The following is a 24136-nucleotide window of genomic DNA, read 5'->3' as shown; positions in this document are numbered from 1 at the left end:
AGCGCGTCTGACCTCGACGTACCCTGCCCGGCTCAGGAACGCGGCTTACGGCGCTCCGGCCGCTTGCCGCCCTCGCGCTCCCGGCGCTGGCCGCGGCTGAACGTGCGATGCTGCGGCGCACCCTGATCCAGTTGCAGCTGAATGAGCACGCCACTGATCCGTGTGCGCCGCAACGCTTCCAGCGTTTCATCCGGCAGCTGCGCGGGCAGTTCCACCAGGCTGTGGTCGGGGCGGATGCTGATGTGCCCGAAGTCGCTGCGGCGCAGGCCGCCTTCGTTGGCGATGGCGCCGACGATGGCGCCGGGCACCACGCGATGCCGCTTGCCCACACTGATCCGGTAGGTCGCCAGCTCGGTTCCGGTGGCACGGTGGTGCGAGGCGCTCTGCCGGTCCTCGTCGAAGCGGCGAGCGGGACGTTCGCGCGGAGTCCGGTCGCGTTGCGGGCGCTCCACCGGCTCCGGCTCGGGCTCCATGAAGAAGTTGTCGCCGTCGTAGGAGCCCACCGCCAGCGCCGCGGCGATGTCGGCCAGCGGGATGTTGTGCTCGCGCTCGTAATCCTCGATCAGCTTGCGGAACAGCGGGAGATTCGACGAGGTGAGGTTCTCGGTGATGGCGTCGCCGAACTTGGCGACGCGCTGGGCGTTGACGTCCTCCACGCTCGGCAGCTGCATCTCGGTGAGCGGGTGGCGGGTGGCCCGCTCGATCGACTTGAGCAGATGCCGCTCGCGCGGCGCGACGAACAGCAGCGCCTCGCCGCTGCGCCCGGCCCGGCCGGTGCGGCCGATGCGGTGCACGTAGGACTCGGTGTCGTGCGGGATGTCGTAGTTGACCACGTGCGAGATGCGGTCCACGTCCAGCCCGCGCGCGGCCACGTCGGTGGCGACCAGGATGTCCAGGGCGCCGGACTTGAGCTGGCCGATGGTGCGCTCGCGCTGGTTCTGCGCGATGTCGCCGTTGATGGCGGCGGCGGAAAAGCCTCTGGCGCGCAGCTTCTCGGCGAGTTCCTCGGTGGCCTGCTTGGTGCGGACGAAGATGATCATCGCCTCGAACGACTCGACTTCGAGCACCCGGGTGAGCGCGTCCAGTTTGCGCTGGTGCGACACCAGCACCCAGCGCTGGGTGATGTTGGTGGCCGTCGAGGTCTTCGCCTTGACCGTGATCTCCACCGGATCGTGCAGGTACTGCTTGGAGATCTTGCGGATCGCGGCGGGCATGGTCGCGGAGAACAGCGCCACCTGCTTGTCCGACGGAGTGTCGGCGAGGATCCGCTCGACGTCCTCCTGGAAGCCCATCTTCAGCATCTCGTCGGCCTCGTCGAGCACCAGATACTGCAGCTGCGACAGGTCGAGCGTGCCCTTCTCCAGGTGATCGATCACCCGGCCCGGCGTGCCGACCACGACGTGCGCGCCGCGGCGCAACCCCGACAGCTGCACGCCGTAGCTCTGCCCGCCGTAGATGGGCAGCACGTGCAGGCCGGGAATGTGCGCGGCGTAGCGGCCGAACGCCTCGGCGACCTGGATCGCGAGTTCACGGGTCGGCGCGAGCACGAGGGCGCGGGGGCTGCGACCGGTGGCCTCGAGCCCCATCAAGATCGGGATGGCGAACGCGGCCGTCTTGCCGGTGCCGGTCTGCGCGAGACCGACGACGTCGGCGCCGGAGAGCAACGGCGGAATCGTCGCGGCCTGGATCGGCGAGGGCGATTCGTAACCGACATCGGCGATGGCCGCCAGAATGCGGTCATCGATGCCCAGATCGGCGAAGGACGGGCCGTCAATGTCCCTGTCGTCGTCGCCAGGAACGCTGTCGACCTGATTGGTGCTCATTGACCAGGAGTTTACTGCCTCCTGCTGGTCGTCCCGGCCACCGCCCCAATACGGTGAGACCTATGCAACTGGACAACTCGCCCGCGCACCGGGACGCGATGCCGGATCAGCTGGACGTGGCGGTCGTCCAGTTCGCCCCTTCGACCGCCCCCGCGGAGAACCTCGCCGCGGTGCGCGAACACGTGCGCACGGCGCGCGAACGTGGCGCGCGCGTGGTCGTCGCACCGGAATACTCGATGTTCGCCGTGACCCGGCTCGATGAGCGGGTCGTCGCCGTCGCCGAGCCGCTGACCGGCCCGTTCGTCACCGGCCTCGGCGCGATTGCCCGCGAGTTCGGCGTGTTCCTGGTCGCCGGGACGGTGGAACAGGTCGCGCCAGGCGGCGAGCGCATTCGCAACACTCTCGTCGTGCTCGGGCCCGACGGCTCCCTCGTCACCAGGTACCGGAAGGTGCACCTCTACGACGCCTTCGGCCACCTCGAATCCGATGTGGTCGAGCCGGGCGCGATCGAGGCGCCCGCCACCTTCACCGTCGGCGATATCACATTCGGCATGCAGACCTGTTTCGATCTGCGTTTCCCGGAGGGCGTGCGCCGGGTCGCCGCGGCGGGCGCGCAGGTGCTGCTGCTGCCTGCCCAGTGGATCCCGGGACCGGGCAAGGTCGACCAGTGGAGCACGCTGGTGCGGGCGCGGGCGATCGAGAACACCGTCTACGTCGCGGCCGCCGACCAGGCCGCTCCCCGGGGCGCGGGCGCGTCCATGATCGTGGACCCGGCCGGCGCGGTGCTCGCCGAACTCGGCGACGAACCGGGCGTGCTGACCGCCGGAATCGACCTGGCGTACCTGAGCAAGGTGCGCACGGCGAACCCGAGTCTCGCCTTGCGTCGATTCGCGATCACCGAGCGTGGACCGGAGTAGCGTTCGGAATCGATGGTCTACACCGATCGGACCTCGGCCGGTCACGCGCTGGGTGCGCATCTGGAACACCTACGCGCGTCGGACCCGTTGGTGCTCGGGCTGCCGCGCGGTGGAGTTCCGGTGGCCGCCGCGGTGCGTGCGGTGATCGGCGGTGACCTCGACATCCTGCTGGTCCGCAAGCTGGGTGTGCCGTGGCAGCCCGAGCTGGCGCTGGGCGCCATCGGGGAGGACGGGGTCCGGGTGCTCAATCAGGATGTATTGGCGCACACCGGGATAACGCCCAAGAAGGTCGACTCGATCGAGGCGCGGGAGCGGGCCGAGCTGGAGCGGCGCAGGCAGGTGCTGCGCGGTGCGTCGCGGCCGATCCCGCTGACGGGTCGCACGGTGGTGATCGTCGACGACGGTATGGCGACCGGCGCCACGGTCGTGGCCGCCTGCCGGGTCGCGCGCCTGCACCGGCCCGCGCGCGTCGTCGCCGCCGTCCCCGTCTCCTCGACCGAGGCGATGCGCCGGGTCACCGACGAGGCCGACGAGGCGGTCTGCCCGTGGGTGCCGCGCTCGCTCGGCGGCGTCGGCGGCGCGTACCGCGATTTCCACCAGCTCGAGGACGCGGAGGTCACCGCGCTGCTGTGCTGATCAGACCTCGGTGATGCCCGTGCGGTGGCGCTGCGCCAGGTCCGCGTAGAAGCCCGGGTTCAGCCGCACCCACATCTGCGCCTGGGTGCCTTCGATCGGCCGTTTCACCTCGGCGGGGGAACCGGCGGCGAGCACGCCGTCGGGGATCTCCGCCCCCGGTGGCACCAGCGAGTGGGCGGCGATCATGCTGCCCGCCCCGATCTTGGCCAGGTCCAGCACCGTGGTCCCGTTGCCGACGATGGCCTCGGCGCCGACCGCGGCGCCGTGGAACACCACGCTGTGCGCGATCGTCGCGCCGGGCCCGATCTCCATCGGCACATCCGGCGGCACGTGCAGCACCGCGTTGTCCTGGATGTTGGCGCGTTCCCGGATGACGATCGGCGCCAGGTCCGCGCGCAGCACCGCGCCGTACCAGATCGAGGCGCCCGCCTCGACCCGGACGTCGCCGATCAGGGTCGCCGTCGGCGCGACGAACGCGGTCGGGTCGACCTGCGGACGTTTGCCTTCGAATTCGTAGAGTGGCACTCGAACACCGTAAATGGTCCCGTGGCGCCAACCGGAGCGGTGTCGGGCATCCGCCGCGTGGCTCAGCGACGGATCCGATGCGGACAGGGGTGGCGCGCCCCGATCGTCGCGGCCGGTCGGTGTGCCGGGCCGGGGTCGGACTCGCGTCGGGTCTGCGCGCCGCTCAGCGCCCGGCGTAGGCCGTCGAGGTGCGCGCGGCCGCGGCGACGAGCGGTCGCAGCTGGGCGGCCAAACGCTCGGCGGTCACCGCGACGACGTCGACGTCCGTGCCGGTGCGCACCGCGTATCGGCCGTCGGCGACCACGTCGATCCAGCACAGCACGCCGAACGGGCGCGGTTCGCCCACGCCGCGGCGCGCGGAGACGACCATCTGGCCGATGCCTTCACGCGGCTGCCGCAGCAGCTTGCGGATCCGGGACGGAATAGACGGGCCCGCGACCGGAACGGTGACCAGGTTGCGGCTGTCCTCGCCGACCTGGGACAGGGGAGCGGTCAGGCGCGGCAGCATGCCGGGATTGTTCTCCGGGAGCATCGAGACGATCCGCGGGCACAGGGTTTTCGAGCTGCCCGCGAACAATCGCACGTCGCCGCCGCGATCGGGGGTCGCACCGGGGCGTTGCGCGGCGACCACCGCGATGTTCCCGGCGGCGGCGCCGAGGATACGGATCGGCCGCGCCTCGGATTGCCGCCCGGTGTCGATCGCCGGTGGGCGTGGTCCACCGTTCTCGCGCGACGGCGGTTCTGGCGCCGCGTCACGTTGACCGAACACCTCGACGCGCAGGTCCGGCTGGGCGAGGATGCGCAGCGCCGCTTCCAGATCCGCGTCCAGCACCTGATCGCACCAGCGATCGAGCGCGGGAAGCTGCGCGGTGCGTTCCGCGGTGTCGCGCGCCGAAAGGCGCACGGCGAGTGGATAGGGAATGCGATCCCCATCGGTGCGTGACCAGGCCAGCGCGAACTGATCCGGGGTCAGCGTCCAGTTCACTCGTACTCGGTCCATTCGCCGAGCACAGGCGGTGTGGTCGGATCGAGCGACCCGATGAGTTCGCCGCCGTCGTCGGAGGGCTCGAGGAACGTGGGGAGATCATCGAGGTCGAACTCGTCGTCCTCGTCATCGATCGGCGCCAAGCGTGCGCTCGCGGCGTTCGCGGCCACACTCGAACCGCCGCGCGGGGTGTCGACGGCGGCCACCGCACCACCCATCAGGCCACCCATCGCTCCGGCGCCTAGACCGGTGACCGCCGCGTCGGAGCTGTCGTCGTGCTTTCGCCGCTCGTCGCGCTTGCGCTGCTCTTCGGACGGAACCTGGCCGCCGACGCCGGGCACGGCGGGCAGCGTCGTCGGCTCGCTCGTCGCCGAGGCGGGCGCGGTCGCCGGACCCGGCGATCCGGTGGGGGGCGCGGTGCGGAGAACCGAGGCGGCGGCAACCGTCGAGAGCGCCGCCGTGGCGGCGGGTGCGACTCGTGGCGCGGCCGGGGCCGGTGTCTCGTCCGCGACCGCGGCGCCGGTCGTCGGCACGGCGGCAGCGGCGGCGGACGTGGCGGGCGTCTCGTCGGCGGGTGTCGAATCGGTGGACGTCGCCGAGACGCTCTGCTCCACCGTGTGGATCGGCTTCGGCGCGTGCGTCCCGAGCGAAGTGGGCTGCGCGTCGGGTGCGACCTGGGTTGTCCCGACGATCTTGCTCGTCGGCGTGGCGGTGGGAGCCGGGGCGGCCGATTGATCCGATTCGTCGGGGAACGCGGGCACGTCGGTGCCGGTGCGCACGAAAACCCCCGCATAGATGTCGTTCATCGCGCGCACGACGTCCTGACGGGCGTGCTCGCTCGCCTTCTGCCCATCGACATTGCTGGTCGCCCGGGACGGATCGAGCAGTGCCGCCCCCAGATCCGGTGCGCCGGTGGACGGCTCGGTCACCGCGGCGCGCAGCGCCTCCGCCGCGTCGCTCGCCTGTCCGAGGCGCTGCGAGACGACCGCGAACACGTCGGCCAGGTCTTGGCCGCTCTGTTCGAAGACGCGCACCACCGCGTCCGCGCTCTTGGCGGCGGAGCCGCGCCAGCCGTCGGCGATGGCCGCGCGGATCTCGGTGTGCGCCTGGAAGACCGCGTCGGCCAGGTGCGCCGCCGCGTCGCTCCACGCCTGCTCGCCGCCCGCGAGGACGGCCGGGTTCAGCAACTGGACCTTCGCGTGGATCTCGTCGTGGGTGAGGTTGTCGAACACTTCGACGTTCGGCGCGTAGGCGGGGTCGGTGCGCCGGTGGGTGGCCCGCTCCCCGGCGCGCGGCATCTCACGCATGCGCGACTCCCGTCACGTCGACCCGTTCGACCGCCTGCGCGAGCGCCTCGTCGGCCTGCTGGTAGACGGCGGCCGCGGCGCGGAAGGTCTGGGCGAGTTCTCGTGCGGCGGCGGCGTATTCGTTCAGTCGGGTGATCGCGCCGTCGGCCTTGCGCTCGAAACCGGCGCGCAGCGCGTCGCCGGAGGCGAATCCGCCGAAGCCGGGCAGCGCGGTGGCGGCGCTCAGGATGCGGATCTGCTCATCGACCCGATCGGCGAGCAACTCGTACTGGCGCGCGCACCGTTCGTGCGCGCCGTCGGCGACCAGGAGGCCGTCGATCCACAGCGAGCCGTCGTCTACCGCTCGGTTCAGCGCGGCGATGTCGACGCCGGGTGCGGTGACTTCCGCGCGCGGCTCTCCGCCGAACCCGTTCTCTTGCGATGGCATCTGCGCCGTCCCCCTTCCTCGTCCGAAGTGCGGTTACGGATGTCGTGCCAACCCCACGACGACACCCTGCATCCAATCCGCGATGTCGGCAGTGACCCGCGCGTGCACCGGCTCGTGCAGCAGGTCGTGCCCGGCGTCGATGTACTCCCGTAAATCTACCGATTCGTGGCGGCTAGTCCAGACCCTGATCGCATCGATCGGCGCGCGCCGGTCGTCCACGCCATGCACCGCGAGCACCGGAAGACGCTGCGGCAGGGGCGTTCCCGGCGCGCCCGGCGCACCGCCGCCCAGCGCGCGTTTCGGGACGCCCGACAGCACCAGGCCCGCCAGCGCGTCCGAGGGCAGGGCGGGCCGCAGTGGATAGTTCCGGTCCAGCACCGTCGAACCCGTTGCGGCATCGGCCGACTCCGGCACGGCGGCCCCGAGCATGCCCAGCGCGGTCACCGCGCCGAGCGAGTGGCCCATCAGGATCAGCGGCCGGTCGCCGCGAGCCAGCTCGACCAGCCGCACCGCGTCCGCCACCAGCTCGGCGAGCGTGCCGGGCCGTTCCGGATCGCCCTCGCTCAACCCGTGCCCGGCGGTGTCCAGCGCCCATACCTCACCGGCGGGGCGCAGACCGCGCGCGAAGCGGTGGTAGTGGCCGCTGTGCTGGCCGATTCCGGGCAGCAGGACCACGGTGTAACGCGGGTGTTCGATCGGCCACCGCCGATAGTGCATCCGGCCGCGCGCGCCGTCGAAGAATGGCATCCACCGATAGTGCCAAAGATCGTGTCGCGGGTGGGACCGCACGATTCCGCGCCGAAACGGTTAAGATCCGCGGCGACTCATACCTACCGGAGCCCGAGGTGCCCGCGTTGCGAACTCTCCGCCGTCGAGGCGCCTTCCTCTTGTCCGCCGTGGCGCTGGCCCTCACCGGAGTGCTCGCGCCCGGCGCGGGCGCCGCGCCATCCATCGCCGCCTGCGACCCCGCGGTGGCGGTCACGGCCGTCGCGGCGCGAGTGCCGGTGCTCGACTGGGCGGAGAACCTGGGCTACGACGCGCAGGGCAATCTGTGGGTATCGCGGCTCTACCGCAATGAGGTGCAGCGTTACGACACCGCTGGCAACCTCACAGCGACTGTTCCGGTGGAGTTCCCCGGCGCGGTGCGGCTCGGTCCCGACGGACTGCTGTACGTGGTCTACGGTGACGCGCCGGTCAGCGTCGTCCGTCCCGGCGGTGTGCTCCGATTCGATCCGGCGGCGGCCGTGCCGAAGCCGGAGGTCTTCGTCTCCGGCTTCACGATGCCCAACGGCGCGGCGTTCGACCCGAGCGGCAACTTGTACGTCGCGACCCTCTCCGGCGTGATCAAGGTCCGTCCCGACGCCTCCCTCGACACCGAGTGGGCGGCGCCGCTGGCCGGACTGGCCGCCAACGGCGCGGTCGTGCACGACGGCGTGCTCTACGTGACCGCCAACGGGGGCCCGCTCGGCCGGATCGTTCGCGTCCCGCTCGACGCGCCCGCGTCCCGCAGCACCGTCGCCGACCTGTCCTCGCAACTGGCCGGTCTCCCGGATTTCGCCGACGATCTTCTGGCCGATCCGAGCGGCATCCTCTACGTCACCACCCTCACCGGCCAATTGATCCGCGTCGATCCGACCACCGGCGTCACCTGCGCCGTGCTCAACGGCCAGCCGCTCACCGCGGTCGCCGCCGTCCCCGGCCGTCCGGACGAATTGACGGCGAGCACGGAATCCGGCGCTCTCCTCCGAATCCAGCTCTCGCGCTGAGGTCGAGCCGCTGTCGTCGGGATCACAGGCTTCGGCGCCGTCGCGGTATCGGCGCGAAGAGGGAGCGAAGCGGCGTCCATCTCCACATCGATCGGCGGCACCGTGTCGGCGCGCCCGGCAATCCGGCCGCGCGGGTATCGCGCCGCAGGGCCTGGAGGACCGCGTGTCCACGAGCCGGCATCGAACGTGCGGTCCACACACCGCAGCGAGGTGAATATCCTGTCCAGCAGGGGTTTTGAGTACGCCTTGCTTGTGCAAGCGGCCGGTGATGCTGTCATCGGCAAGCGGGACCGGCGAACTCAGATCATAGGTCCCTGCCGTGGGTCGATCGCGCGCTCGGCGCGGTCAGCGATGGCCCGCAGATGGGCGATGAGTTCCGGAGGCTCGTGGACTTCGAAGTCCGCCCCTAGCGCGAGCAGCCGGTGAGCCAACCATTCCGGCGCGTCGTCGCGCCGGGCGTCGATCCGGCAGGTGTCCGGGTCGATCGCGACGACATCGCCGGGGCTTTCACCCAGTCGCCCCGTGACCCGGTCGGCGGAGGTGTGGATGGTCACTCGGAGCCGGAAGGACGGTGTGCCCCAGTCGGTGCGGCGGCCCGCGACGTAGGCGGCGGCATCGGCGGCGGGTAGCGCACGCGGCGAGAAGCGGGCGGCGGTGGGCTGCGGGCGGTCGATCCGGTCGACGCGGTAGACCCGCCAGCCGGCCCGATCGAGGTCGTAGCCGACCAGATACCAGCGCCGCCGGGCGGGCACGAGGCCGACCGGCTCGGTGTTGCGCCTGGTCTCGCCGCCCGCCTCGTCGCGGTAGGCGAAACGCACCCGCTCCCGGTTGGTCACGGTCGCCGCGAGCGTGGCGAGCACCTCGGGGTCGGCCGTGGGCCCGTCGGCGGTGGGCGGGGTCAGCGCGACGGCGAGTACCCGCACCCTGCGTCGCAACTTCGCGGGCAGCACCTGCTCCACCTTGGCGAGCGCCCGGACCGACGCCTCCTCGATCCCGGCCACCGCGGACCCGGCGGCGGCCCGCAACCCGACCGCGATGGCGACGGCCTCGTCGTCCTCGACCAGCAGCGGCGGCATCGCCGTGCCCGCCGCGAGGCGGTATCCGCCCGCAGCGCCGAGCGTCGCTGTCACCGGATAGCCGAGTTCGCGCAGCCGATCGATGTCGCGGCGCACCGTGCGGTCGGTGACACCGAGGCGTTCGGCCAATTCGCTGCCCGGCCATTCCCGTGGCGTCTGGAGCAGCGACAGCAGGCGAAGCAGTCGGGCGGGAGTGTCGTTCACGAATCAGATGATGCCGGAAATCTAGGACCTGTTCGGTCCTAGATGCTGCTTAACGTCATCGCTGTACCGCAGCACCGACCGCCGAGGAGGCGTACCGATGACCACCGCCATTCGCCCGTTCCGCATCGAGATTCCGCAGTCCGACCTGGACGACCTGCACGATCGGCTCGCTCGCACCCGTTGGGCCGCCCAGCTGCCGGGCACGGGCTGGGATCGCGGCGTGCCGGTCGACTATCTGCGCGGGCTGGCCGAGTACTGGCGGACCGGATTCGACTGGCGGGCCCAGGAAGCGGCGCTGAACGAGTTCCCGCAGTTCAAGACACATATCGACGGGCTCGACGTGCACTTCCTGCATGTGCGTTCGCCGGAACCGGACGCGACGCCGCTGATCCTCACCCATGGCTGGCCGAACTCGTTCGCCGAATTCGCGGGGACCATCGGCCCGCTCGCCGATCCGCGTGCGCACGGACTCGATCCCGCGCAGGCCTTCCACGTCGTGGTGCCCTCGGTGCCGGGCTTCGGCTTCTCCGACGGGCCGCGCGAGCCAGGCATGACACCGGCGAAAGTGGCCGGGATGTGGCTGACCCTGCTGGATCGGCTCGGCTACCGGCGCTTCGGCGCACAGGGTGGCGATCTCGGCGCCTACGTCGCGCCGGAACTCGCCATCGCCGCGCCGGACCGGGTGATCGGCGTGCACCTCGACGGCGGGATCGGGATGCCCACCGAAGCGGACGTGCCCACCATGACGCCGGACGAACGTGCCGAGTGGGACCTCATGCAGCAGTGGATGACCGGCGGCGTGGACCATCACGTCCTGCTGCGCCCCGCCCCGCAGACCTTCGCCCACGCGTGGACCGATTCACCGGTGGGCCTGCTCGCCTGGCTGATGCAGAAGTTCACCGAGTTCGCCCCGCTCGCCGACCGGGTGGAGGACGTGATCAGCCGCGATCAGCTGCTGACCAACGTCAGCCTGTACTGGTTCACCGGTACCGCGGCCTCGTCGTCCTGGCCGATGTACAACGGCCTCGGCGACGGCGGGTTCACCTGGCCGAAGGGACAGAAAGCGGTGCCGACCGGCACGTACGGCGGCGGCTCCGCGCTGATGCGGCGGCTCGCCGAGCGCGACAACACCATCGTGCACTGGCCGGAAGGCAACACGGGCAACCACTTCATCGCGATGGAATGCCCGGACGCGCACGTCGCCGACATCCGCGCGTTCTTCGCCGCCGTCCGATAGGGAGCGGCGCCTGCCCGGCGCGCGGTCGATTCGGCGATGCGTGGAGCAGCCGGTGCCCGGTTGCTCCACGGGTGGCGGGAGTCCATGCGGCGGATCGGGCCATCCTGGCCGTTCGATTACCGACGCGACGGCGCGGTCGCATCGAGCGGCCGGGCCTCGGACCGTCGGGGCCGGGCACGCCGGTCGGCCGACGTCAGCGACGAAGCGTTGCTACGGGGTGGGTTCGCCGCCGGAGCCGCTCGGCGCGGGCTGAGCAGGGGCGGGGTTGGGCGCCGGAGCCGCAGGCGGCGGAACCGGGTTGTCCGGCACCGTGAAAAGTCCCACGGTGGGAGTCATCACACAGTGGGCGAACGGGTAGTCGATGATGCCCCACATCGAAGCGAGCACCGTGCCGGGACCGCTGCGGACTGTCTTGGACAGCGTGGGCTGGCGGTACTCGGTCACGTCGTCGAGCGGGTCGATGCCGCTGGCGCCGGTGTTCACGTTCACCCAGGCGACCACGAGCCCGGAGGCCAGGGGAGCGCCGGAGTGCGAAGGAGTCGCGCTGAACCGCAGCTCGCCGGGCTCCACGTTCAGGTCACGGCCGTTGCCGGTCCCCTCGGTCGTCGCGGCGGCGATGATCGTGGTGATCGGGCCGTTGCTGCCGCAGCCGAAGGTGGGCGCGGCGTAGGAGAACGGGGTGAACACGCTGGAGACCTCGCGCAGGTGCGCGGCGTCGATCAAGCCCGCGTAGCGCGTGAGCGCGGCGATGCCCTCCTGTGCGGACGGGTCGGCCCCCGCGATGTCGGTCAGATGCGCCAGGCCGGTGTCCACCGGCGCCTGGGTCTGCTCGGCGGTGGCGGGCGCGGAGAAGGTGACAACCGCGCCGATGCCGAGGGATGCCGCGGCGGCCGCGGCGCGTGCGATGGTCCTGCCGTTCACTCGTTCTCCTCGATACCGAACCCTGTGGGCCCCCGGCCCACCTGCAGCAACGTACCAGCTCGCGCCGGTCGCCGTCCCGGGGAGCGGCGCGGAATCCGACGCCGCGAACGGCGAGTGTGTCCCGCACCTGTGATCCAGTCGACAGGGCAGGATTACCGGGGGGTAGTTTGGACGCGGACGTACGAGACACGCAGGGAGATGCGTATGAAACTATCCTTGTCCCCAGACGACGTCGCCTTCCGCGACGAACTGCGCAAGTTCTATCGGACCGAGATCCCGGCCGACATTCGCGAGCGCGTCCGGGACGGCCGTGAGCTGACCCGCGACGACATCGTCACCGCGCACAAGATCCTCAACGACCACGGCCTCGCGGTGCCCAATTGGCCCGTGGAGTGGGGCGGCAAGGATTGGACGCCGATGCAGCGCCACATCTGGCAGGACGAGATGCAGCTGGCCTCGGTGCCGGAGCCGCTGACGTTCAACGCGCAGATGGTCGGCCCGGTGATCGCCCACTTCGGCTCGCAGGAGCTGAAGGAGCGTTTCCTGCCGCCCACCGCGGCACTGGACATCTGGTGGTGCCAGGGCTTCTCCGAGCCTGACGCGGGCTCCGACCTGGCGTCGCTGCGCACGACGGCGGTCCGCGACGGTGATTCCTACATCGTCAACGGCCAGAAGATCTGGACCACGCTGGCCCAGTACGCGGACTGGATCTTCTGCCTGGTGCGCACCGACCCGAGCGCGGCGAAGAAGCAGGCGGGCATCTCCTTCCTGCTGTTCGACGTGAAGTCGCCCGGTGTCACCATCCGCCCGATCAAGCTGATCGACGGCGGGTACGAAGTGAACGAGGTCTTCTTCGAGAACGTCCGGGTACCCGCCGATCAGCTGGTCGGCGCGGAGAACATGGGCTGGACCTACGCGAAGTTCCTGCTCGGCAACGAGCGCACCGGCATCACCGGCGTCGGCCGCACCAAGGTCAAGATCGGCGTGGCGAAGCAGTACGCGGCGAAGATCAAGTCGGGCAACGGCACGCTGCTGGAGGACCCGGTGTTCGCGGCGCGGATCGCCGAACTGGAGAACGAGCTGCTCGCGCTGGAGCTCACCCAGTTGCGGGTGGTCTCCAACTCCTCCGACGGCAAGCCGAATCCGGCCTCTTCGGTGCTGAAGCTGCGCGGTTCGGAACTCCAGCAGGCCGCCACCGAGCTGCTGCTGGACATCGCCGGACCGGACGCCATCCCGGTGGGCGCGGACGACATCGCCTCGCCCGGCTGGGCGCAGCGCAGCGGCCCCTCCTACCTGAACTACCGCAAGACAACCATCTACGGAGGCTCCAGCGAGGTGCAGCGCACCATCATCGCCTCCACGATCCTCGGATTGTGAGGCGCAACCATGGATTTCGATCTCACCGATGAACAGGTCATGCTCCGCGACACGGTCCGTGACCTGCTCGCGCGCAACTACGACGCCGAATCACGGCTGAAGGTGGTGGACTCCGAACTGGGCTGGAGCCGCGACGTGTGGCGTCAGCTCGCCGAACTGGGCGTGCTCGGCCTGAGTTTCACCGAGGAGGACGGCGGCGTCGGCGCCGGTCCGGTGGAGACCATGGTCGTGCTCGAGGAGGTGGGCCGCAGGCTCGCGCCGGAACCGATCCTGGACGCGGTGCTGGTCCCCGGTGGCCTGGTCGCCGCGGCGGGCAGCGCCGAACAGCGGCAGCGGATCCTGCCCGAGGTGGCCTCTGGTGCGAAGCTGCTGGCCTTCGCCCATGCCGAGGCCGGGGTGCGCTGGCCTGCCGCGGAACTGGCGACCACCGCCACGGCGCAGGGCGATTCGTACACGCTGACCGGCGTGAAGAACCCCGTCGCGCACGGCGACAGCGCCGACGAACTCGTGGTCAGCGCCGCGCTGCCCGAGGGTGGCGTCGGTCTGTTCCTGGTCGCGCCGGACGCGACGGGTGTGGTCCGCAAGTCCTACCGCACGGTGGACGGCCAGCGCGGCGCGCAGGTGGAGCTGACCGACGCGCCCGCCGAGCGGCTCGGCGCGGCGGACGCGACCGATGCCATCGAGTCGGTGCTGACCCACGCGCAGGCGAGCCTGTGCGCGGAGTCGGTCGGCGCGATGGAAGAGGCGTTGCGCCTGACCACCGACTACCTCAAGCAGCGCAAGCAGTTCGGTGTCACGCTGTCGAAGTTCCAGACGCTCACGCAGCGAGCGGCCAACATGTACGTCTCGCTGGAACTGGCGCGCAGCATGAGCCTGTACGCCACGGCGTCGCTGGCGGACGGGGCCGACGATCCGGTGATCGCGTCGCGCGCACGGCTGCAGGTCGGCCGCGCGGCCCGTCACATCGGGCAGGAGGCGATCCAGATGCACGGTGGCATCGGCGTCACCGCGGAGTATCCGGTGAGCCATTACGTGGCCCGGCTGACCGCGATCGAGCGCACCCTCGGTAGCGGCCTCGAGCATCTGCGGGTGCTCAGCTCGCGGGTCGGCGACTACGAGTTGCCCGAACTGTAAGGAGTGCCGCGGTGGTGCGTTTCGCGCACCACCGCGTCATTCGTCGTCTCGCGGCGTCGTCCGCAGTTGGTTGGGCGCTTCGTCCGTCGAGTCGCTCGCCGGCGCTCGCGCGGCCGTCGGCCTCGGCTCCTCGGGGGGCGCCGCCTGCGTGGTGTCGTCGTGCGGATTCCCCGGGGACGGCTCGGCGGTGGTGCTGCTCATGAAGCCCGAAAACGGGGTGGGGTGCCGCTGCTCGGCTGGTGCGATCCGCCAGCTGGGCGACGGCGGGATGACGACCTTGGGGGTCGTCGAGCCGGTGGTGTTCTCGTGGACAACGGGTTCGGCGTACTCGCCCGCCTTGAGTGGCGGGGGCGGCACGTAGGTGTCGTGCTTACCGACGCCACAGGCGCCGATCAGGACGAGCCCGATGGAAACCGCTCCTACGGCGATCGCCGGACCGGCGATCTTGGCCCTGCTGCTTTCCAACGGTGACGCTCCTCGGTGTGTATCGAGTGGACTCACCTTACTCGAGGCCGGTCGGTCCGGCGAGGCGAGTGGTCGCTGGGTATGCGCCGGATGGCGCATTTAAAACAGTTCTCATTCAGATATCGAATTGGTCTCTTCGGCGTGTCGTGGGCACGTGTCGCTATCTTCCGGCGTCCCGGAGTCGTAGCGTGTGTGAGCAAAGTTACGCGTGAGACGCCGGTTCAAGGATGAGAGACACGTTGTGTGAGAACGTGATTGTGGTTCTCTGACCGGCGTCATCGAGGAGTAGATGATGGGAGCTTACTCGACAGCGTCGCGGCGTGGTTCGTCCCGCGCCGCAGAAGATGCCGTGTCGGCAACGGCACAGCATCCCGCGTCGAACCAGCAGGGCCGCTCGCTGTCCACGATCGTGTCGCGGACGCTCGCCTGGCTGATCTTCATCGGCGGACTCGTCGGGGCGGTGCTCGGCATCGCCGGACTGCACGTCGAAATCACCGTCGCCGGACTCATTCTCGCCTGCACCGCGGGACTGGTTCTGCTCAAACTCCGCGCGGGTGGCGGCGAAGCGGACGGACCGTAAACCGGCCGGTCGGCCGCCCACAGGCCCGGCGACGGGCGTGAGAAACGAAGGCGCGCAAGATCTCAGGCGCCTACCGTGATCTGTATGAGGATCGAGATCACCACCGACGCCGCCGAGTTCCGCTCGGTCGCGGGGGCGTTCCTGCTCCGCGATCCGCTGCGGCACACCGTGCTCACCACGAGCGTCGCCAACCATGTCACGGGCATGGATGCCCCGGCTGAGCCATCGCGATTTCTTACCGTCCACGGCGAGGACGCGGCGGTGGTAGGCGCCGCCATGCGCGTGGCCGGTCGCGATGTGTATCTCGGCGCGCTACCGCCCGACGGCATTCCCGCGGTGGCTCGCGCGCTGGCCGAGGTCGTCCCCGAAACCGCGGGCGTCGAGGGCGTCGTCGCGGACGCGACCGATTTCGCCCAGCACTGGTGTGGACTGCTGGGGAGAGATTTTCAGCAGTCGTACCGCACCCGGCTGCACCGGCTCGGCGCGCTGCGGATCCCGGACGTGGCCGGAGCGCCACGCCGCGCCCTGGAATCCGATGTCGCCCTGTGCGGGGACTGGCTCGCGGCCATGCGCGCGGAGTCCGGCATGGCGTCCGGACTGGACGAGGCCGCGATCCGGCGCCGCGTCGAAGCGGGCCGGTGGTGGCTGTGGGAACGCGACGGGCAACCGGTCAGTCTTGCCGCGCATCAGATCCCGATTCAGGGCTGGTCGCGGATCGGGCCGGTCTACACCCCGCCGGACGCCCGCGGAAACGGGTACGCCAGCGCGGTGACCGCGCACGTCGCGAAGCAGCTGCGAGCCCAGAACCTGGAGGTCTGCCTCTTCGCCGACACCGACAACACGACGGCCAACCGGATCTACCGGGCGATCGGCTTCCACCCGACCCACGAATTCGCGCACTATGTCTTCGAGTAGCCCGCCAGGACGCTGCGCAGGGCGGCGGTGAACCAGGCGAACACCGGCGTCAGGCTCGGCGGCGCGGCCCAGCCGTTGATCACCGCGAGCAACCGCCAGTACCGCTCCACGCGTTCGTCATCGGCCACCGCGAGGCGTTCCAGCATCCACTCGCGCAGCGCGCGATCGTCGGGCCTGCCGAACGTGGCCGCGTAACGCGCGGCGAGGTCGGCGACCACCTCGGCCGCCGCGGGAGAGCCGGGCGCGACACCCGCCGCCATGGCCGCCTCGACCCGGTCGCGCACGGCCTCGGTGAGTGCGTGGTGCAGACCCGTCGTATCGCCCTCGGCGCGTTCGCGCGCCTGGTACTCGGCCATCCGCCGGATCGCCGCCCGAAAGTCCGTGTCGGCGGTAAGTTCCGCCAGTTCCACCCACGCGGCCACCTGCGCGGGTGCGGGATCGTCGGGCAGGTCCGGCAGTGCGGTGCGCAGCAACTCGGTGAGTTCCGGGTTGGCGTCCAGTCCGCCGAAGGTCGCCTCAACGAAATCCTCGATCAGTCGATGACGTTCGGCAGCCGACAAGGTGACGAGCTTGTGCATGAGATCCAACTCCTGTGGGGTCGAGCCCTGCCCGGCCACCGCGCGCAGAACCGCTCGTCGCTGACGCAGGATCCGGATCCGGGTGTCGAGTGCGTCGGCGTGCGCCGCGGCGACCTCGGACAGCGCGAGCTCGTGGGTGAGCACGCGCCGGACGGTGGCCAGGTCGAGTCCGAGAGCGCGCAGCGTCCGCACCAGATCCAGTTCCGCCAGCGCGCGGACGTCGTAGAGGCGGTAGCCGGATGGGCTGATTTCGGTGGGCAGGACGACGCCCTTGTCGGCGTAGAACCGGATCGTCTTGACGCTGAGGCCGGTGCGTTCGGCAACGGCGCCGATGGTGAAGCGGGTGTCGTCCATGTGCCTACCCTCGCGTCTCCCCCTGGGGGAAACTCAATTCAGCGGCGCGGATTTCCACCAATTCATGAACTCGGCTTCGGTGGCGATGAATCCGGCGCTGTACATCAGCATGGCGGCCCGTCCCGGGTCCGCGGAAAAGGCGGTGACCATTCGCGGCCGCAGGTTCCGACTGTCGTGCAGGGTGTAATTCGTGTAGCTGTGCCCGCTGTTGTTGGTGGCGGTCGCGCGGTCGTTGGCCGGTAACGCCGCTAGCGCGGCCTGCGCGTCGGCCGGGGAGCCATAGAGGTAGAAGTCGAAAGACGCCTTGTTCGGCCCGCCGAAGCAGCTCCACATCACCAGCCAGGGGCCGAAATCCGGATCCTCGTGGTCGCGCGTCGTCGCGGAATCCGGTGCGTGGGCGAAACAGCCCGCCTTGTTGTACCCGGTTCCGGAGTGGACCAGGCGCTGGGCGGAGGTCTCCGGAAGCATGTCCGGGAACGCGGCGCTCAGCTCGGCCGCGCGGGCGCCGATGGTGGCACGGTCCGCGGTGGCCGAGACGCTCGTCGTCGGGCGCTGGGCGGTCGGCGGCGTGGTGGCGTCGGTGTTCCGCGTGGCCACCGTGGTGGTCGATGCGGCGGAGCCGGATGAGGTGTCGTGGAACGATGGCGCGGCGAGCGCGGCGGCCAGGCCCAGCGCCAGCATCAGACCTATCACGGCCTCCAGTCGCGCTCTGCGCCGGGGACGCCGCTGCGGACGAAGGCCCCCGCCCGCGCTGGGGAGCGGTGGTTCCGCGTGCAGCGGAGGATGACTCGGCGAGGGCCACGCCGCGGGCGCGGTCAGCGCTTGCCACGCGGCGGCGGCGAATTCGCCGCACGAGTCGAAGCGATCGGCCGCGTGCTTGGCCATCGCCTTGGCGAGCACGCCGTCCAGCGCCACCGGCAATCCGGGCCGCAGCCTGCTGATCGCGGGCGGCGGTGCGTTGAGATGCCCCTGGATCACCGCGACCGGATTGGTGGCGTCGAACGGCACCGTGCCGGTCAGCAACCGGAACAGCGTGCAGGCCAGCGAGTACTGGTCGGCGCGGTGATCCAGCGGCGCACCGGACAATTGCTCCGGCGCGGCGTAGGCGAGGGTGGCGGTGAAGGTGCCGGTCTGGGTGAGCCGTCCGGTGTCGTCCCGGAATCGGGCGATGCCGAAGTCGGAGAGGAAGACCCGTTCCTGGTCTCCCTCGACGCGCTCCAGCAGAATGTTCGCCGGTTTCACGTCGCGGTGCAGCACGCCGCGACTGTGCGCGAAGTCCAGCGCTTTGGCCGTTTCGGCGATGATCTGCACCGCCCGTGGCGGCGGCAGCGTCCACGCGTCCAGCGCCGCGGCGTCGGTGCCGTCGATGTAGCGCATGCAGATCCACGGCTGGTCGCCCTCGACGCCGCGATCGAACACCGTGACGATGTTCGGGTGATCCAGCCGTGCGACGAGGTCCGCCTCCCGCTCGAAGCGGGCGCGGGACTCGGTGTCGTCGAACAGGTCCGGGTTCAACAGCTTCATCGCCGTCAACCGGGGCAGCCGCGGATGCCGGGCCAGGTACACCGATCCCATCCCGCCGCGGCCGAGCAGGCGTTCGATGGTGTACCCCGCGAAGACCTCGCCGGTGTGGTGCATCGGTCAGTTCAGCGGAGCCGAGCGCCACCAGCGCAGCAGCTCGTCGACGGTGGTGTGGGAGAAGCCGTCGGTGTACATAAGGTACTGGGTCCGATCGGGATCGCCGGTGAACGCGGTGACCATCTTGGCGCCGTCGTCGACGTACTTGTAATTGGTGTAGGACTTTCCGCCGTTGGTGTCGGTGGACTTGGCGGCCGACGAGGGCAGGCCCTTCAGCACCGCCTGCACATCGGCGGGGGCCTTGTAGACGTAGATCCGGTAGTACGGATCCTCGTTGTTGCCGCCCTTGAAGCAGCGCCACTGCGCGGCCCAGTCACCGAAGTCCGGTTCGCCCTTGGACGGCGACGGCGGCGAGCTCGGCGAGGCCAGCCAGCATTCGGCGCCGTTGTATCCGACCTCCTCGGACTTGGAGGCGGGCACCATCCGCGGGAACTCCGCGCTGACCGACTCCGGGGTCGCGTCGACGAGATTCGGCTTCACCGCCGATGTGGTCGTCGTGCCCGCGTTGCTCGAGCCCGAATCGGAGACGGCGCCGATGATGCCGAGCACCACCACGATCAACACGACCACGCCCACCACCAGGCCGATGATCAGGCCGGTGTTCTTCTTGGGCGGCGGCGCGGCCGAGTGGTGCACGTGCGCGCCGTGTGGCGGGGCGAAGGTGGAAAACCCGGCCTGCTGCTGGGGATACGGGTTGGCGGCCGTCGGCTGGGGCGCGGGACCGGTGTGCGGCCGCGAGTTCACCACCGGCGCGGGCGGCGGAGTCGCGGGCGACGCCGAGGCGAGCGCGTTCGGCCCGCTGGTTTGCGGGGTGTGCACCTGGTGGCCAGGGCCGCTGACGTAGTGACCTTGCGCAGCCGGATACGGCGATCCCGTGGTGGGGATCTGCGGCCCGGTGGCCGGGCGCGGGCCCGCGGTGGGGTGCTGCGGCCCGGTGACCGGGCGGGGACCGCCCACCACCGGCATCGACGGCGCGCTGGAACCGGTCAGCGCCTGCTTGGCGGCCGCGGCGAATTCCGCGCAACTGCCGTACCTGTCGTCGGGTCGCTTGGCCATCGCCTTGGCCAGCACGCCGTCCAGCGCGAAGGGCAGGCCCGGCCGGACGCCGCTCAGCGCGGGCGGCGTGCCCTGCAGATGCCCTTGGATGACCGCGGCGGGGTTCGTCGCGGAGAACGGGCCGGTGCCGGTGAACAACCAGAACAGCGAGCAGGCCAGCGAATACTGATCGGAACGGTGGTCGAGCGACGCGCCGGTGAGCTGCTCGGGCGAGGCGTAGGCCAGCGTTGCCGTGAAGGTGCCGGTCTGGGTGAGGTGGCCTGTGTCGTCGCGCAGCCGCGCGATGCCGAAGTCGGTGAGATACACCCGCTCACCGCGACCGGCGCCGGAGCGGGCCAGCAGGATGTTGGCTGGTTTCACGTCGCGGTGCAGCACCCCGTTGCCGTGCGCGTAGTCCAGCGCGTCGGCGGTCTCCTTGATGATCTGCACCGCGCGTACGGGCGGCAGCGACTTCGGCTCCACCGAGGCGGCGTCGATGCCGTCGACGTACTGCATCGAAATCCACAGCTGCTCGTCCTCGAGCCCGCGGTCGTAGACCGTGACGATGTTCGGGTGATCGAGCTGGGCGACCAGATCCGCCTCCCGTTCGAACCGCGCCCGCACCTCCTTGTCGAAGAACATCTCCCGATTCAGCAGCTTCAGCGCGGTCATCCGCGGCAGCCGCGGATGTTTCGCCAGATATACCGAGCCCATGCCACCGCGGCCGAGTTGCCGCTCGATGACATAGCCGGCGAAAACGTCACCGCTGGCCAGCATGACTGCTCCACTTCCCGCCGCCCGCCGGGACCCACCGGCGAACAGGCGTACAGCAAAAGAACGCGTGGCCGGAGATGGGCCCGACCACGGAAAACATCGAAACCATAGCAGTAATCGCGCCTCACCTATCGCTCGTCGAGCGTGGTGCGGCGCGGGCGATCGACATGCGTCGGACCGCCCGGCGGAGGCCGAGCGTCCGGAGGTTGCTGGTGCGGTCGCACTACCGAGCCCGGGCGCATGGGCAAGTTCGGCAACTCGATCAGGCCGGGATGGGCCGGGCGGCGCGGCGGCAGGAAACTCGGGGACGGTCGAGGGGTTTCCCGCGGCCTCGGTAGGTGCTGCGGCGCGGCCGCGTGGTATGTCGGCGCGGTTGGATACCCGTCGGGATGAATGCCGTGCGGCGCCGTCCGATGCCCGGCCCGCTGTTCGGACAGGGCGGATTTCGCGGCGGCGGCGAACTCGGCGCAACTGTTGAAGCGATCCTCTGGCCGCTTGGCCATCGCACGCGCCAGCACCGGATCCAGCGCGGGCGGCAGTCCGGGAAGTGTGCGGCTGAGCACCGGGATCGGCGCGTACAGATGGCTGTTCACCACAGCCGCCGGGTTGGCGCCGGGATACGGCGGCGCCCCCGTGAGCATCCAGAACAGCGTGCACGCCAGCGAATACTGATCGGCACGGTCGTCCAGCGGCCTGCCGATCAGCTGTTCCGGGGCGCCGAAGGCGAGTGTCGCGGTGATCGTGCCGGACGAGCCGATCGTGCTCTCCGCGCCGCGGATGCCCGCGATCCCGAAATCGGTGAGCAGCACCCGTTCCGGTTGACCGATCGGCGCCTTGGCCAGCAGGATGTTGGCCGGTTTCACATCGCGGTGCAGCACCTGGTTCGCATGCGCGAAATCCAGCGCCGCGGCGGTGTCGGCCGCGATCTGCACCGCGCGCCACGGAGCGAGCACGTCGACGTCCGCGCAGGAGGCGTCCGCGCCGGGCACGTACTGCATCGAGATCCACAGCTGCCGGTCCTCGGCGCCGCGATCGAACACCGTGACGATGTTCGGGTGATCGAGCCGTGCCACCAGATCGGCCTCGCGTTCGAAGCGGCGGCGGATGTCGGTGTCGGCGTACAGTTCGCGTTTGAGCAGCTTCAATGCCGTCAGGCGGGGCAGCCGAGGATGCTGGGCCAGGTACACCGTGCCCATGCCGCCATGGCCGAGGACGCGTTTGATCACGTAGCCCGCGAAGATCTCGCCGGTCTGCAACACCTGTACACCCCCTTGTCGAGTCGAGCGCGCGGACACTACCCATGTATCTCGATGAGCCATCGGGATGCAACACCTCGCGGCGCAACCTCGATTGTCGTCGGTAGCAGCCAGTACTGTGACCCGCATGCGCATTGGAGCACACGTCCGGCTCGACAGCGACCCGATCGGCTTCGGGGAGAAACTCGGCGCCGACGTCATCCAGATGTTCGTGGTCGATCCGCAGAGCTGGGACAAACCCACCCCGCATCCGCGGACCGAGGAGATTCTCGCCAGCCCGATCGAGGTCGTGGTGCACTCCTCCTATCAGATCAACGTCGCCAGCCTGAACAACCGCCTGCGCATGCCCTCGCGCAACGCGGTGGCCCAGCAGGCGAAGGCGGCCGCCGAACTCGGCGCGTTCGGTCTGGTGGTGCACGGCGGGCATGTGCGTTCCGACGCCGAGTTGGAGACCGGAATCGACAATTGGCGCAAACTGTTCGAGCGTCAGCAGGACAAAGGCGGCTTCGCGGTGCCGATCCTGATCGAGAACACCGCGGGCGGCAATCACGCCATGGCCAGGCATTTCGATTCCATCGCCCGGCTGTGGGACGCGGTCGGCGAGTACGGCGCCGGATTCTGCCTGGACACTTGCCACGCCTGGGCGGGCGGCGAGGAGCTGATCGGCGTCGTCGACCGGATCAAGGCGATCACCGGCCGGATCGACCTGGTGCACTTGAACTCCTCGCGCGACGAATTCGACTCCGGCGCCGACCGTCACGCCAACTTCGCCGACGGCACCATCGACCCGCAATTGCTCGCCGAGGTGTGCCGCACGGCGGACGCGCCGGTCGTGCTGGAGACTCCAGCGGACGGCCTTGCGGAGGACTTGGCGTACTTGCGCGAGCACTGTGTCTGATTTGCAGCGCTTGCGGCGCTCGTAAGACTCGCACCCGGCGGGGCTGGGTCAGCTCGGTCGTCCCGACGATGTTTGGGCAGCGCCCCGCAGAACGGAATGGAGCTGGGCGGTGTCCGGGTCGGGCTCGCGCTCGGTGGGCCGAAGTGGTGGTGCTTTCGCGCCGTTTGCGATCAGTGCGACGAAAACCCTGGTCAGAGGGGTCGTTTGGGTGGTCTGCTCTCCGGAGCAGTAACCGATCTCGACAGCGAAGGTGATCTCATGACGGTCGCACCCGCCACCCCATCCACAGCCTCGGTGACCAGGCTCGGCGCTCGTATCGGCGCGCGGATCGACAACGTCCGGCTCGGCGGAGACCTGGATCCGGCCACCATCGACGTGATCCGTCGCGCGCTGCTGGAGCACAAGGTCATCTTCTTCCGCGGTCAGGACCACCTCACCGAGGACGGGCAGTACGAGTTCGCCCAGCTGCTCGGCTCGCCGACCACCCCGCACCCGACGGTCACCTCGCATGGTGTGAAGAGCCTGGCGATCGATTCCGAGCACGGCCGCGCCAACAGCTGGCACACCGACGTCACCTTCGTCGACCGCATCCCGAAGGCGTCCATCCTGCGCGCGGTGCACCTGCCGTCCTACGGCGGCGCGACCACCTGGGCGTCCACCGTCGCGGCCTACGAGTCGCTGCCGGAGCCGCTCAAGCGGCTCGCCGAATCCCTGCGCGCCGTGCACACCAACGTCTACGACTACGCCCGCGCCGAGGAGACGCCGCGTCCCAACACGGCCGCCTACCGCGCCGAGTTCGAGTCCACCTACTACGAGACCGAGCACCCGGTGGTGCGCGTGCACCCCGAGACCGGGGAGCGGGCGTTGCTGCTCGGCCATTTCGTCAAGCATTTCGTCGGGCTGTCCAGCACGGAGTCGCACGCGCTGTTCCGGCTGTTCCAGGACCGGGTGACCCGCCTGGAGAACACCGCCCGCTGGAACTGGGAGCCGGGCGACGTCGCCATCTGGGACAACCGCGCCACCCAGCACTACGCCATCGACGACTACGACGACCAGCCACGCAAACTGACCCGCATCACCCTGGCAGGCGATGTCCCGGTCGGCGTCGACGGCTCGACGAGCACCATCATCGCGGGCAACGCCGAGCACTACTCGATCGTCGAGAACACCCAGCTGCTCGCGTCCTGAACGCGGACCCCGCATGGTTGCCGGGCCTCCGGCTGTTGAGGGGCCATGCGGTGTCTTCGGGTCGCTGTGAGCCGTCGCCGAGGAGCCCGGCCTGCCATATATGCAGGTCGGGCTACGAAA

The 24136-nt window shown here is 70.1% G+C and carries 23 protein-coding genes; 10 read left to right on the top strand and 13 right to left on the bottom strand.

The features are described from left to right. Positions 1-32: 32 nt before the first annotated feature. Positions 33-1823 (bottom strand): DEAD/DEAH box helicase, encoded by a 1791-nt coding sequence (locus ACIA5H_RS21855; RefSeq protein ID WP_379254843.1) that lies wholly within the window; start codon positions 1821-1823, stop codon positions 33-35. Between the two features lie 62 nt (positions 1824-1885). Here ACIA5H_RS21855 and ACIA5H_RS21850 point away from each other — a divergent pair, with 62 nt between their 5' ends. Together ACIA5H_RS21850 and ACIA5H_RS21845 are read left to right on the top strand one after the other, a co-directional pair. Then, positions 1886-2740, top strand: coding sequence for a carbon-nitrogen hydrolase family protein (locus ACIA5H_RS21850; protein ID WP_397077178.1), 855 nt, complete (start codon positions 1886-1888; stop codon positions 2738-2740). A 12-nt stretch (positions 2741-2752) separates the two neighbouring features. Continuing rightward, positions 2753-3376: a phosphoribosyltransferase family protein gene (locus ACIA5H_RS21845; RefSeq protein ID WP_355077273.1), complete on the top strand. Its 624-nt coding sequence runs from the start codon at positions 2753-2755 to the stop codon at positions 3374-3376. Here ACIA5H_RS21845 and ACIA5H_RS21840 read toward each other — a convergent pair whose 3' ends face one another. The 5 genes from ACIA5H_RS21840 to ACIA5H_RS21820 all read right to left on the bottom strand — a co-directional run bounded on the left by ACIA5H_RS21840 (position 3377) and on the right by ACIA5H_RS21820 (position 7367). After that, positions 3377-3901, bottom strand: coding sequence for a gamma carbonic anhydrase family protein (locus tag ACIA5H_RS21840; protein WP_356967238.1), 525 nt, complete (start codon positions 3899-3901; stop codon positions 3377-3379). A gap of 163 nt (positions 3902-4064) precedes the next feature. Beyond that, on the bottom strand, positions 4065-4901 hold the full coding sequence (locus ACIA5H_RS21835; RefSeq protein ID WP_397077177.1) for an ESX secretion-associated protein EspG: 837 nt from the start codon (positions 4899-4901) through the stop codon (positions 4065-4067). Further along, positions 4883-6193: a WXG100 family type VII secretion target gene (locus ACIA5H_RS21830; protein ID WP_397077176.1), complete on the bottom strand. Its 1311-nt coding sequence runs from the start codon at positions 6191-6193 to the stop codon at positions 4883-4885. The genes ACIA5H_RS21835 and ACIA5H_RS21830 overlap by 19 nt, the downstream gene beginning before the upstream one ends. Further along, positions 6186-6620 (bottom strand): hypothetical protein, encoded by a 435-nt coding sequence (locus tag ACIA5H_RS21825; protein WP_379254847.1) that lies wholly within the window; start codon positions 6618-6620, stop codon positions 6186-6188. The genes ACIA5H_RS21830 and ACIA5H_RS21825 overlap by 8 nt, the downstream gene beginning before the upstream one ends. Positions 6621-6653: 33 nt before the next feature. Continuing rightward, entirely contained in the window at positions 6654-7367 is a 714-nt protein-coding gene (locus ACIA5H_RS21820) for an alpha/beta fold hydrolase (protein ID WP_364432630.1), read from the bottom strand. Between the two features lie 107 nt (positions 7368-7474). On the opposite strand from ACIA5H_RS21820, the gene ACIA5H_RS21815 reads away from it, so the two are divergent. Then, entirely contained in the window at positions 7475-8386 is a 912-nt protein-coding gene (locus ACIA5H_RS21815; RefSeq protein ID WP_397077175.1) for an SMP-30/gluconolactonase/LRE family protein, read from the top strand. A 299-nt stretch (positions 8387-8685) separates the two neighbouring features. Here the strand turns inward: ACIA5H_RS21815 and ACIA5H_RS21810 are convergent, their stop codons facing one another. Next, positions 8686-9666, bottom strand: a complete 981-nt coding sequence (locus ACIA5H_RS21810; RefSeq protein ID WP_397077174.1) for a helix-turn-helix transcriptional regulator — start codon at positions 9664-9666, stop codon at positions 8686-8688. Between the two features lie 97 nt (positions 9667-9763). Between ACIA5H_RS21810 and ACIA5H_RS21805 the strand changes: the two genes are divergently transcribed. Beyond that, the gene (locus ACIA5H_RS21805) at positions 9764-10903 is read left to right on the top strand and encodes an epoxide hydrolase family protein (RefSeq protein ID WP_397077173.1); all 1140 of its coding nucleotides are present in this window, start codon (positions 9764-9766) and stop codon (positions 10901-10903) included. A 210-nt stretch (positions 10904-11113) separates the two neighbouring features. Here ACIA5H_RS21805 and ACIA5H_RS21800 read toward each other — a convergent pair whose 3' ends face one another. Beyond that, positions 11114-11824 (bottom strand): hypothetical protein, encoded by a 711-nt coding sequence (locus tag ACIA5H_RS21800; RefSeq protein WP_397077172.1) that lies wholly within the window; start codon positions 11822-11824, stop codon positions 11114-11116. A 204-nt stretch (positions 11825-12028) separates the two neighbouring features. On the opposite strand from ACIA5H_RS21800, the gene ACIA5H_RS21795 reads away from it, so the two are divergent. Both ACIA5H_RS21795 and ACIA5H_RS21790 read left to right on the top strand, forming a co-directional pair. Next, on the top strand, positions 12029-13201 hold the full coding sequence (locus ACIA5H_RS21795; RefSeq protein ID WP_355077254.1) for an acyl-CoA dehydrogenase family protein: 1173 nt from the start codon (positions 12029-12031) through the stop codon (positions 13199-13201). Positions 13202-13210: 9 nt separating this feature from the next. Next, the gene (locus tag ACIA5H_RS21790; RefSeq protein WP_397077171.1) at positions 13211-14335 is read left to right on the top strand and encodes an acyl-CoA dehydrogenase family protein; all 1125 of its coding nucleotides are present in this window, start codon (positions 13211-13213) and stop codon (positions 14333-14335) included. Between the two features lie 36 nt (positions 14336-14371). Here ACIA5H_RS21790 and ACIA5H_RS21785 read toward each other — a convergent pair whose 3' ends face one another. Beyond that, positions 14372-14800: a hypothetical protein gene (locus tag ACIA5H_RS21785; RefSeq protein ID WP_379254855.1), complete on the bottom strand. Its 429-nt coding sequence runs from the start codon at positions 14798-14800 to the stop codon at positions 14372-14374. Between the two features lie 349 nt (positions 14801-15149). Here ACIA5H_RS21785 and ACIA5H_RS21780 point away from each other — a divergent pair, with 349 nt between their 5' ends. Then, positions 15150-15380: a hypothetical protein gene (locus ACIA5H_RS21780; protein ID WP_355077249.1), complete on the top strand. Its 231-nt coding sequence runs from the start codon at positions 15150-15152 to the stop codon at positions 15378-15380. 84 nt (positions 15381-15464) lie between these two features. Continuing rightward, positions 15465-16295: a GNAT family N-acetyltransferase gene (locus ACIA5H_RS21775; protein WP_379254856.1), complete on the top strand. Its 831-nt coding sequence runs from the start codon at positions 15465-15467 to the stop codon at positions 16293-16295. Here the strand turns inward: ACIA5H_RS21775 and ACIA5H_RS21770 are convergent. The 4 genes from ACIA5H_RS21770 to ACIA5H_RS21755 all read right to left on the bottom strand — a co-directional run bounded on the left by ACIA5H_RS21770 (position 16280) and on the right by ACIA5H_RS21755 (position 21933). Further along, on the bottom strand, positions 16280-17227 hold the full coding sequence (locus tag ACIA5H_RS21770) for a MerR family transcriptional regulator (RefSeq protein ID WP_397077170.1): 948 nt from the start codon (positions 17225-17227) through the stop codon (positions 16280-16282). The two genes, ACIA5H_RS21775 and ACIA5H_RS21770, sit on opposite strands and share 16 nt — an antisense overlap. A gap of 33 nt (positions 17228-17260) precedes the next feature. Continuing rightward, complete coding sequence (locus ACIA5H_RS21765; protein ID WP_379254858.1) at positions 17261-18865, bottom strand: serine/threonine-protein kinase; 1605 nt, start codon at positions 18863-18865, stop codon at positions 17261-17263. Positions 18866-18868: 3 nt separating this feature from the next. Further along, the gene (locus tag ACIA5H_RS21760; RefSeq protein WP_355077242.1) at positions 18869-20677 is read right to left on the bottom strand and encodes a protein kinase; all 1809 of its coding nucleotides are present in this window, start codon (positions 20675-20677) and stop codon (positions 18869-18871) included. Positions 20678-20802: 125 nt separating this feature from the next. Beyond that, positions 20803-21933 (bottom strand): protein kinase, encoded by a 1131-nt coding sequence (locus ACIA5H_RS21755; RefSeq protein ID WP_397077169.1) that lies wholly within the window; start codon positions 21931-21933, stop codon positions 20803-20805. Positions 21934-22057: 124 nt separating this feature from the next. Here ACIA5H_RS21755 and ACIA5H_RS21750 point away from each other — a divergent pair, with 124 nt between their 5' ends. Further along, positions 22058-22828, top strand: a complete 771-nt coding sequence (locus tag ACIA5H_RS21750) for a deoxyribonuclease IV (RefSeq protein WP_355077239.1) — start codon at positions 22058-22060, stop codon at positions 22826-22828. A 258-nt stretch (positions 22829-23086) separates the two neighbouring features. Then, positions 23087-24016, top strand: coding sequence for a TauD/TfdA dioxygenase family protein (locus tag ACIA5H_RS21745; RefSeq protein WP_379254862.1), 930 nt, complete (start codon positions 23087-23089; stop codon positions 24014-24016). Positions 24017-24136 lie beyond the last annotated feature (120 nt).

Source organism: Nocardia sp. NPDC051900, from assembly GCF_044452545.1.
GTDB classification, from domain to species: Bacteria; Actinomycetota; Actinomycetes; order Mycobacteriales; family Mycobacteriaceae; genus Nocardia; species Nocardia sichangensis.
The sequence above is the reverse complement of the archived record's forward strand: the minus strand, read 5'-3'. Positions and strand labels throughout refer to the sequence as shown.

Bases quoted from the DNA above. Each gene is read 5' to 3' on its own strand.
- ACIA5H_RS21830 (WP_397077176.1), bottom strand. From the start codon at position 6,193: ATGCGTGAGATGCCGCGCGCCGGGGAGCGGGCCACCCACCGGCGCACC.
- ACIA5H_RS21795 (WP_355077254.1), top strand. From the start codon at position 12,029: ATGAAACTATCCTTGTCCCCAGACGACGTCGCCTTCCGCGACGAACTG.
- ACIA5H_RS21765 (WP_379254858.1), bottom strand. From the start codon at position 18,865: ATGCACCACACCGGCGAGGTCTTCGCGGGGTACACCATCGAACGCCTG.
- ACIA5H_RS21760 (WP_355077242.1), bottom strand. From the start codon at position 20,677: ATGCTGGCCAGCGGTGACGTTTTCGCCGGCTATGTCATCGAGCGGCAA.
- ACIA5H_RS21790 (WP_397077171.1), top strand. From the start codon at position 13,211: ATGGATTTCGATCTCACCGATGAACAGGTCATGCTCCGCGACACGGTC.
- ACIA5H_RS21750 (WP_355077239.1), top strand. From the start codon at position 22,058: ATGCGCATTGGAGCACACGTCCGGCTCGACAGCGACCCGATCGGCTTC.
- ACIA5H_RS21855 (WP_379254843.1), bottom strand. From the start codon at position 1,823: ATGAGCACCAATCAGGTCGACAGCGTTCCTGGCGACGACGACAGGGAC.
- ACIA5H_RS21820 (WP_364432630.1), bottom strand. From the start codon at position 7,367: ATGCCATTCTTCGACGGCGCGCGCGGCCGGATGCACTATCGGCGGTGG.
- ACIA5H_RS21770 (WP_397077170.1), bottom strand. From the start codon at position 17,227: ATGGACGACACCCGCTTCACCATCGGCGCCGTTGCCGAACGCACCGGC.
- ACIA5H_RS21825 (WP_379254847.1), bottom strand. From the start codon at position 6,620: ATGCCATCGCAAGAGAACGGGTTCGGCGGAGAGCCGCGCGCGGAAGTC.
- ACIA5H_RS21850 (WP_397077178.1), top strand. From the start codon at position 1,886: ATGCAACTGGACAACTCGCCCGCGCACCGGGACGCGATGCCGGATCAG.
- ACIA5H_RS21805 (WP_397077173.1), top strand. From the start codon at position 9,764: ATGACCACCGCCATTCGCCCGTTCCGCATCGAGATTCCGCAGTCCGAC.
- ACIA5H_RS21775 (WP_379254856.1), top strand. From the start codon at position 15,465: ATGAGGATCGAGATCACCACCGACGCCGCCGAGTTCCGCTCGGTCGCG.
- ACIA5H_RS21835 (WP_397077177.1), bottom strand. From the start codon at position 4,901: ATGGACCGAGTACGAGTGAACTGGACGCTGACCCCGGATCAGTTCGCG.
- ACIA5H_RS21745 (WP_379254862.1), top strand. From the start codon at position 23,087: ATGACGGTCGCACCCGCCACCCCATCCACAGCCTCGGTGACCAGGCTC.
- ACIA5H_RS21845 (WP_355077273.1), top strand. From the start codon at position 2,753: ATGGTCTACACCGATCGGACCTCGGCCGGTCACGCGCTGGGTGCGCAT.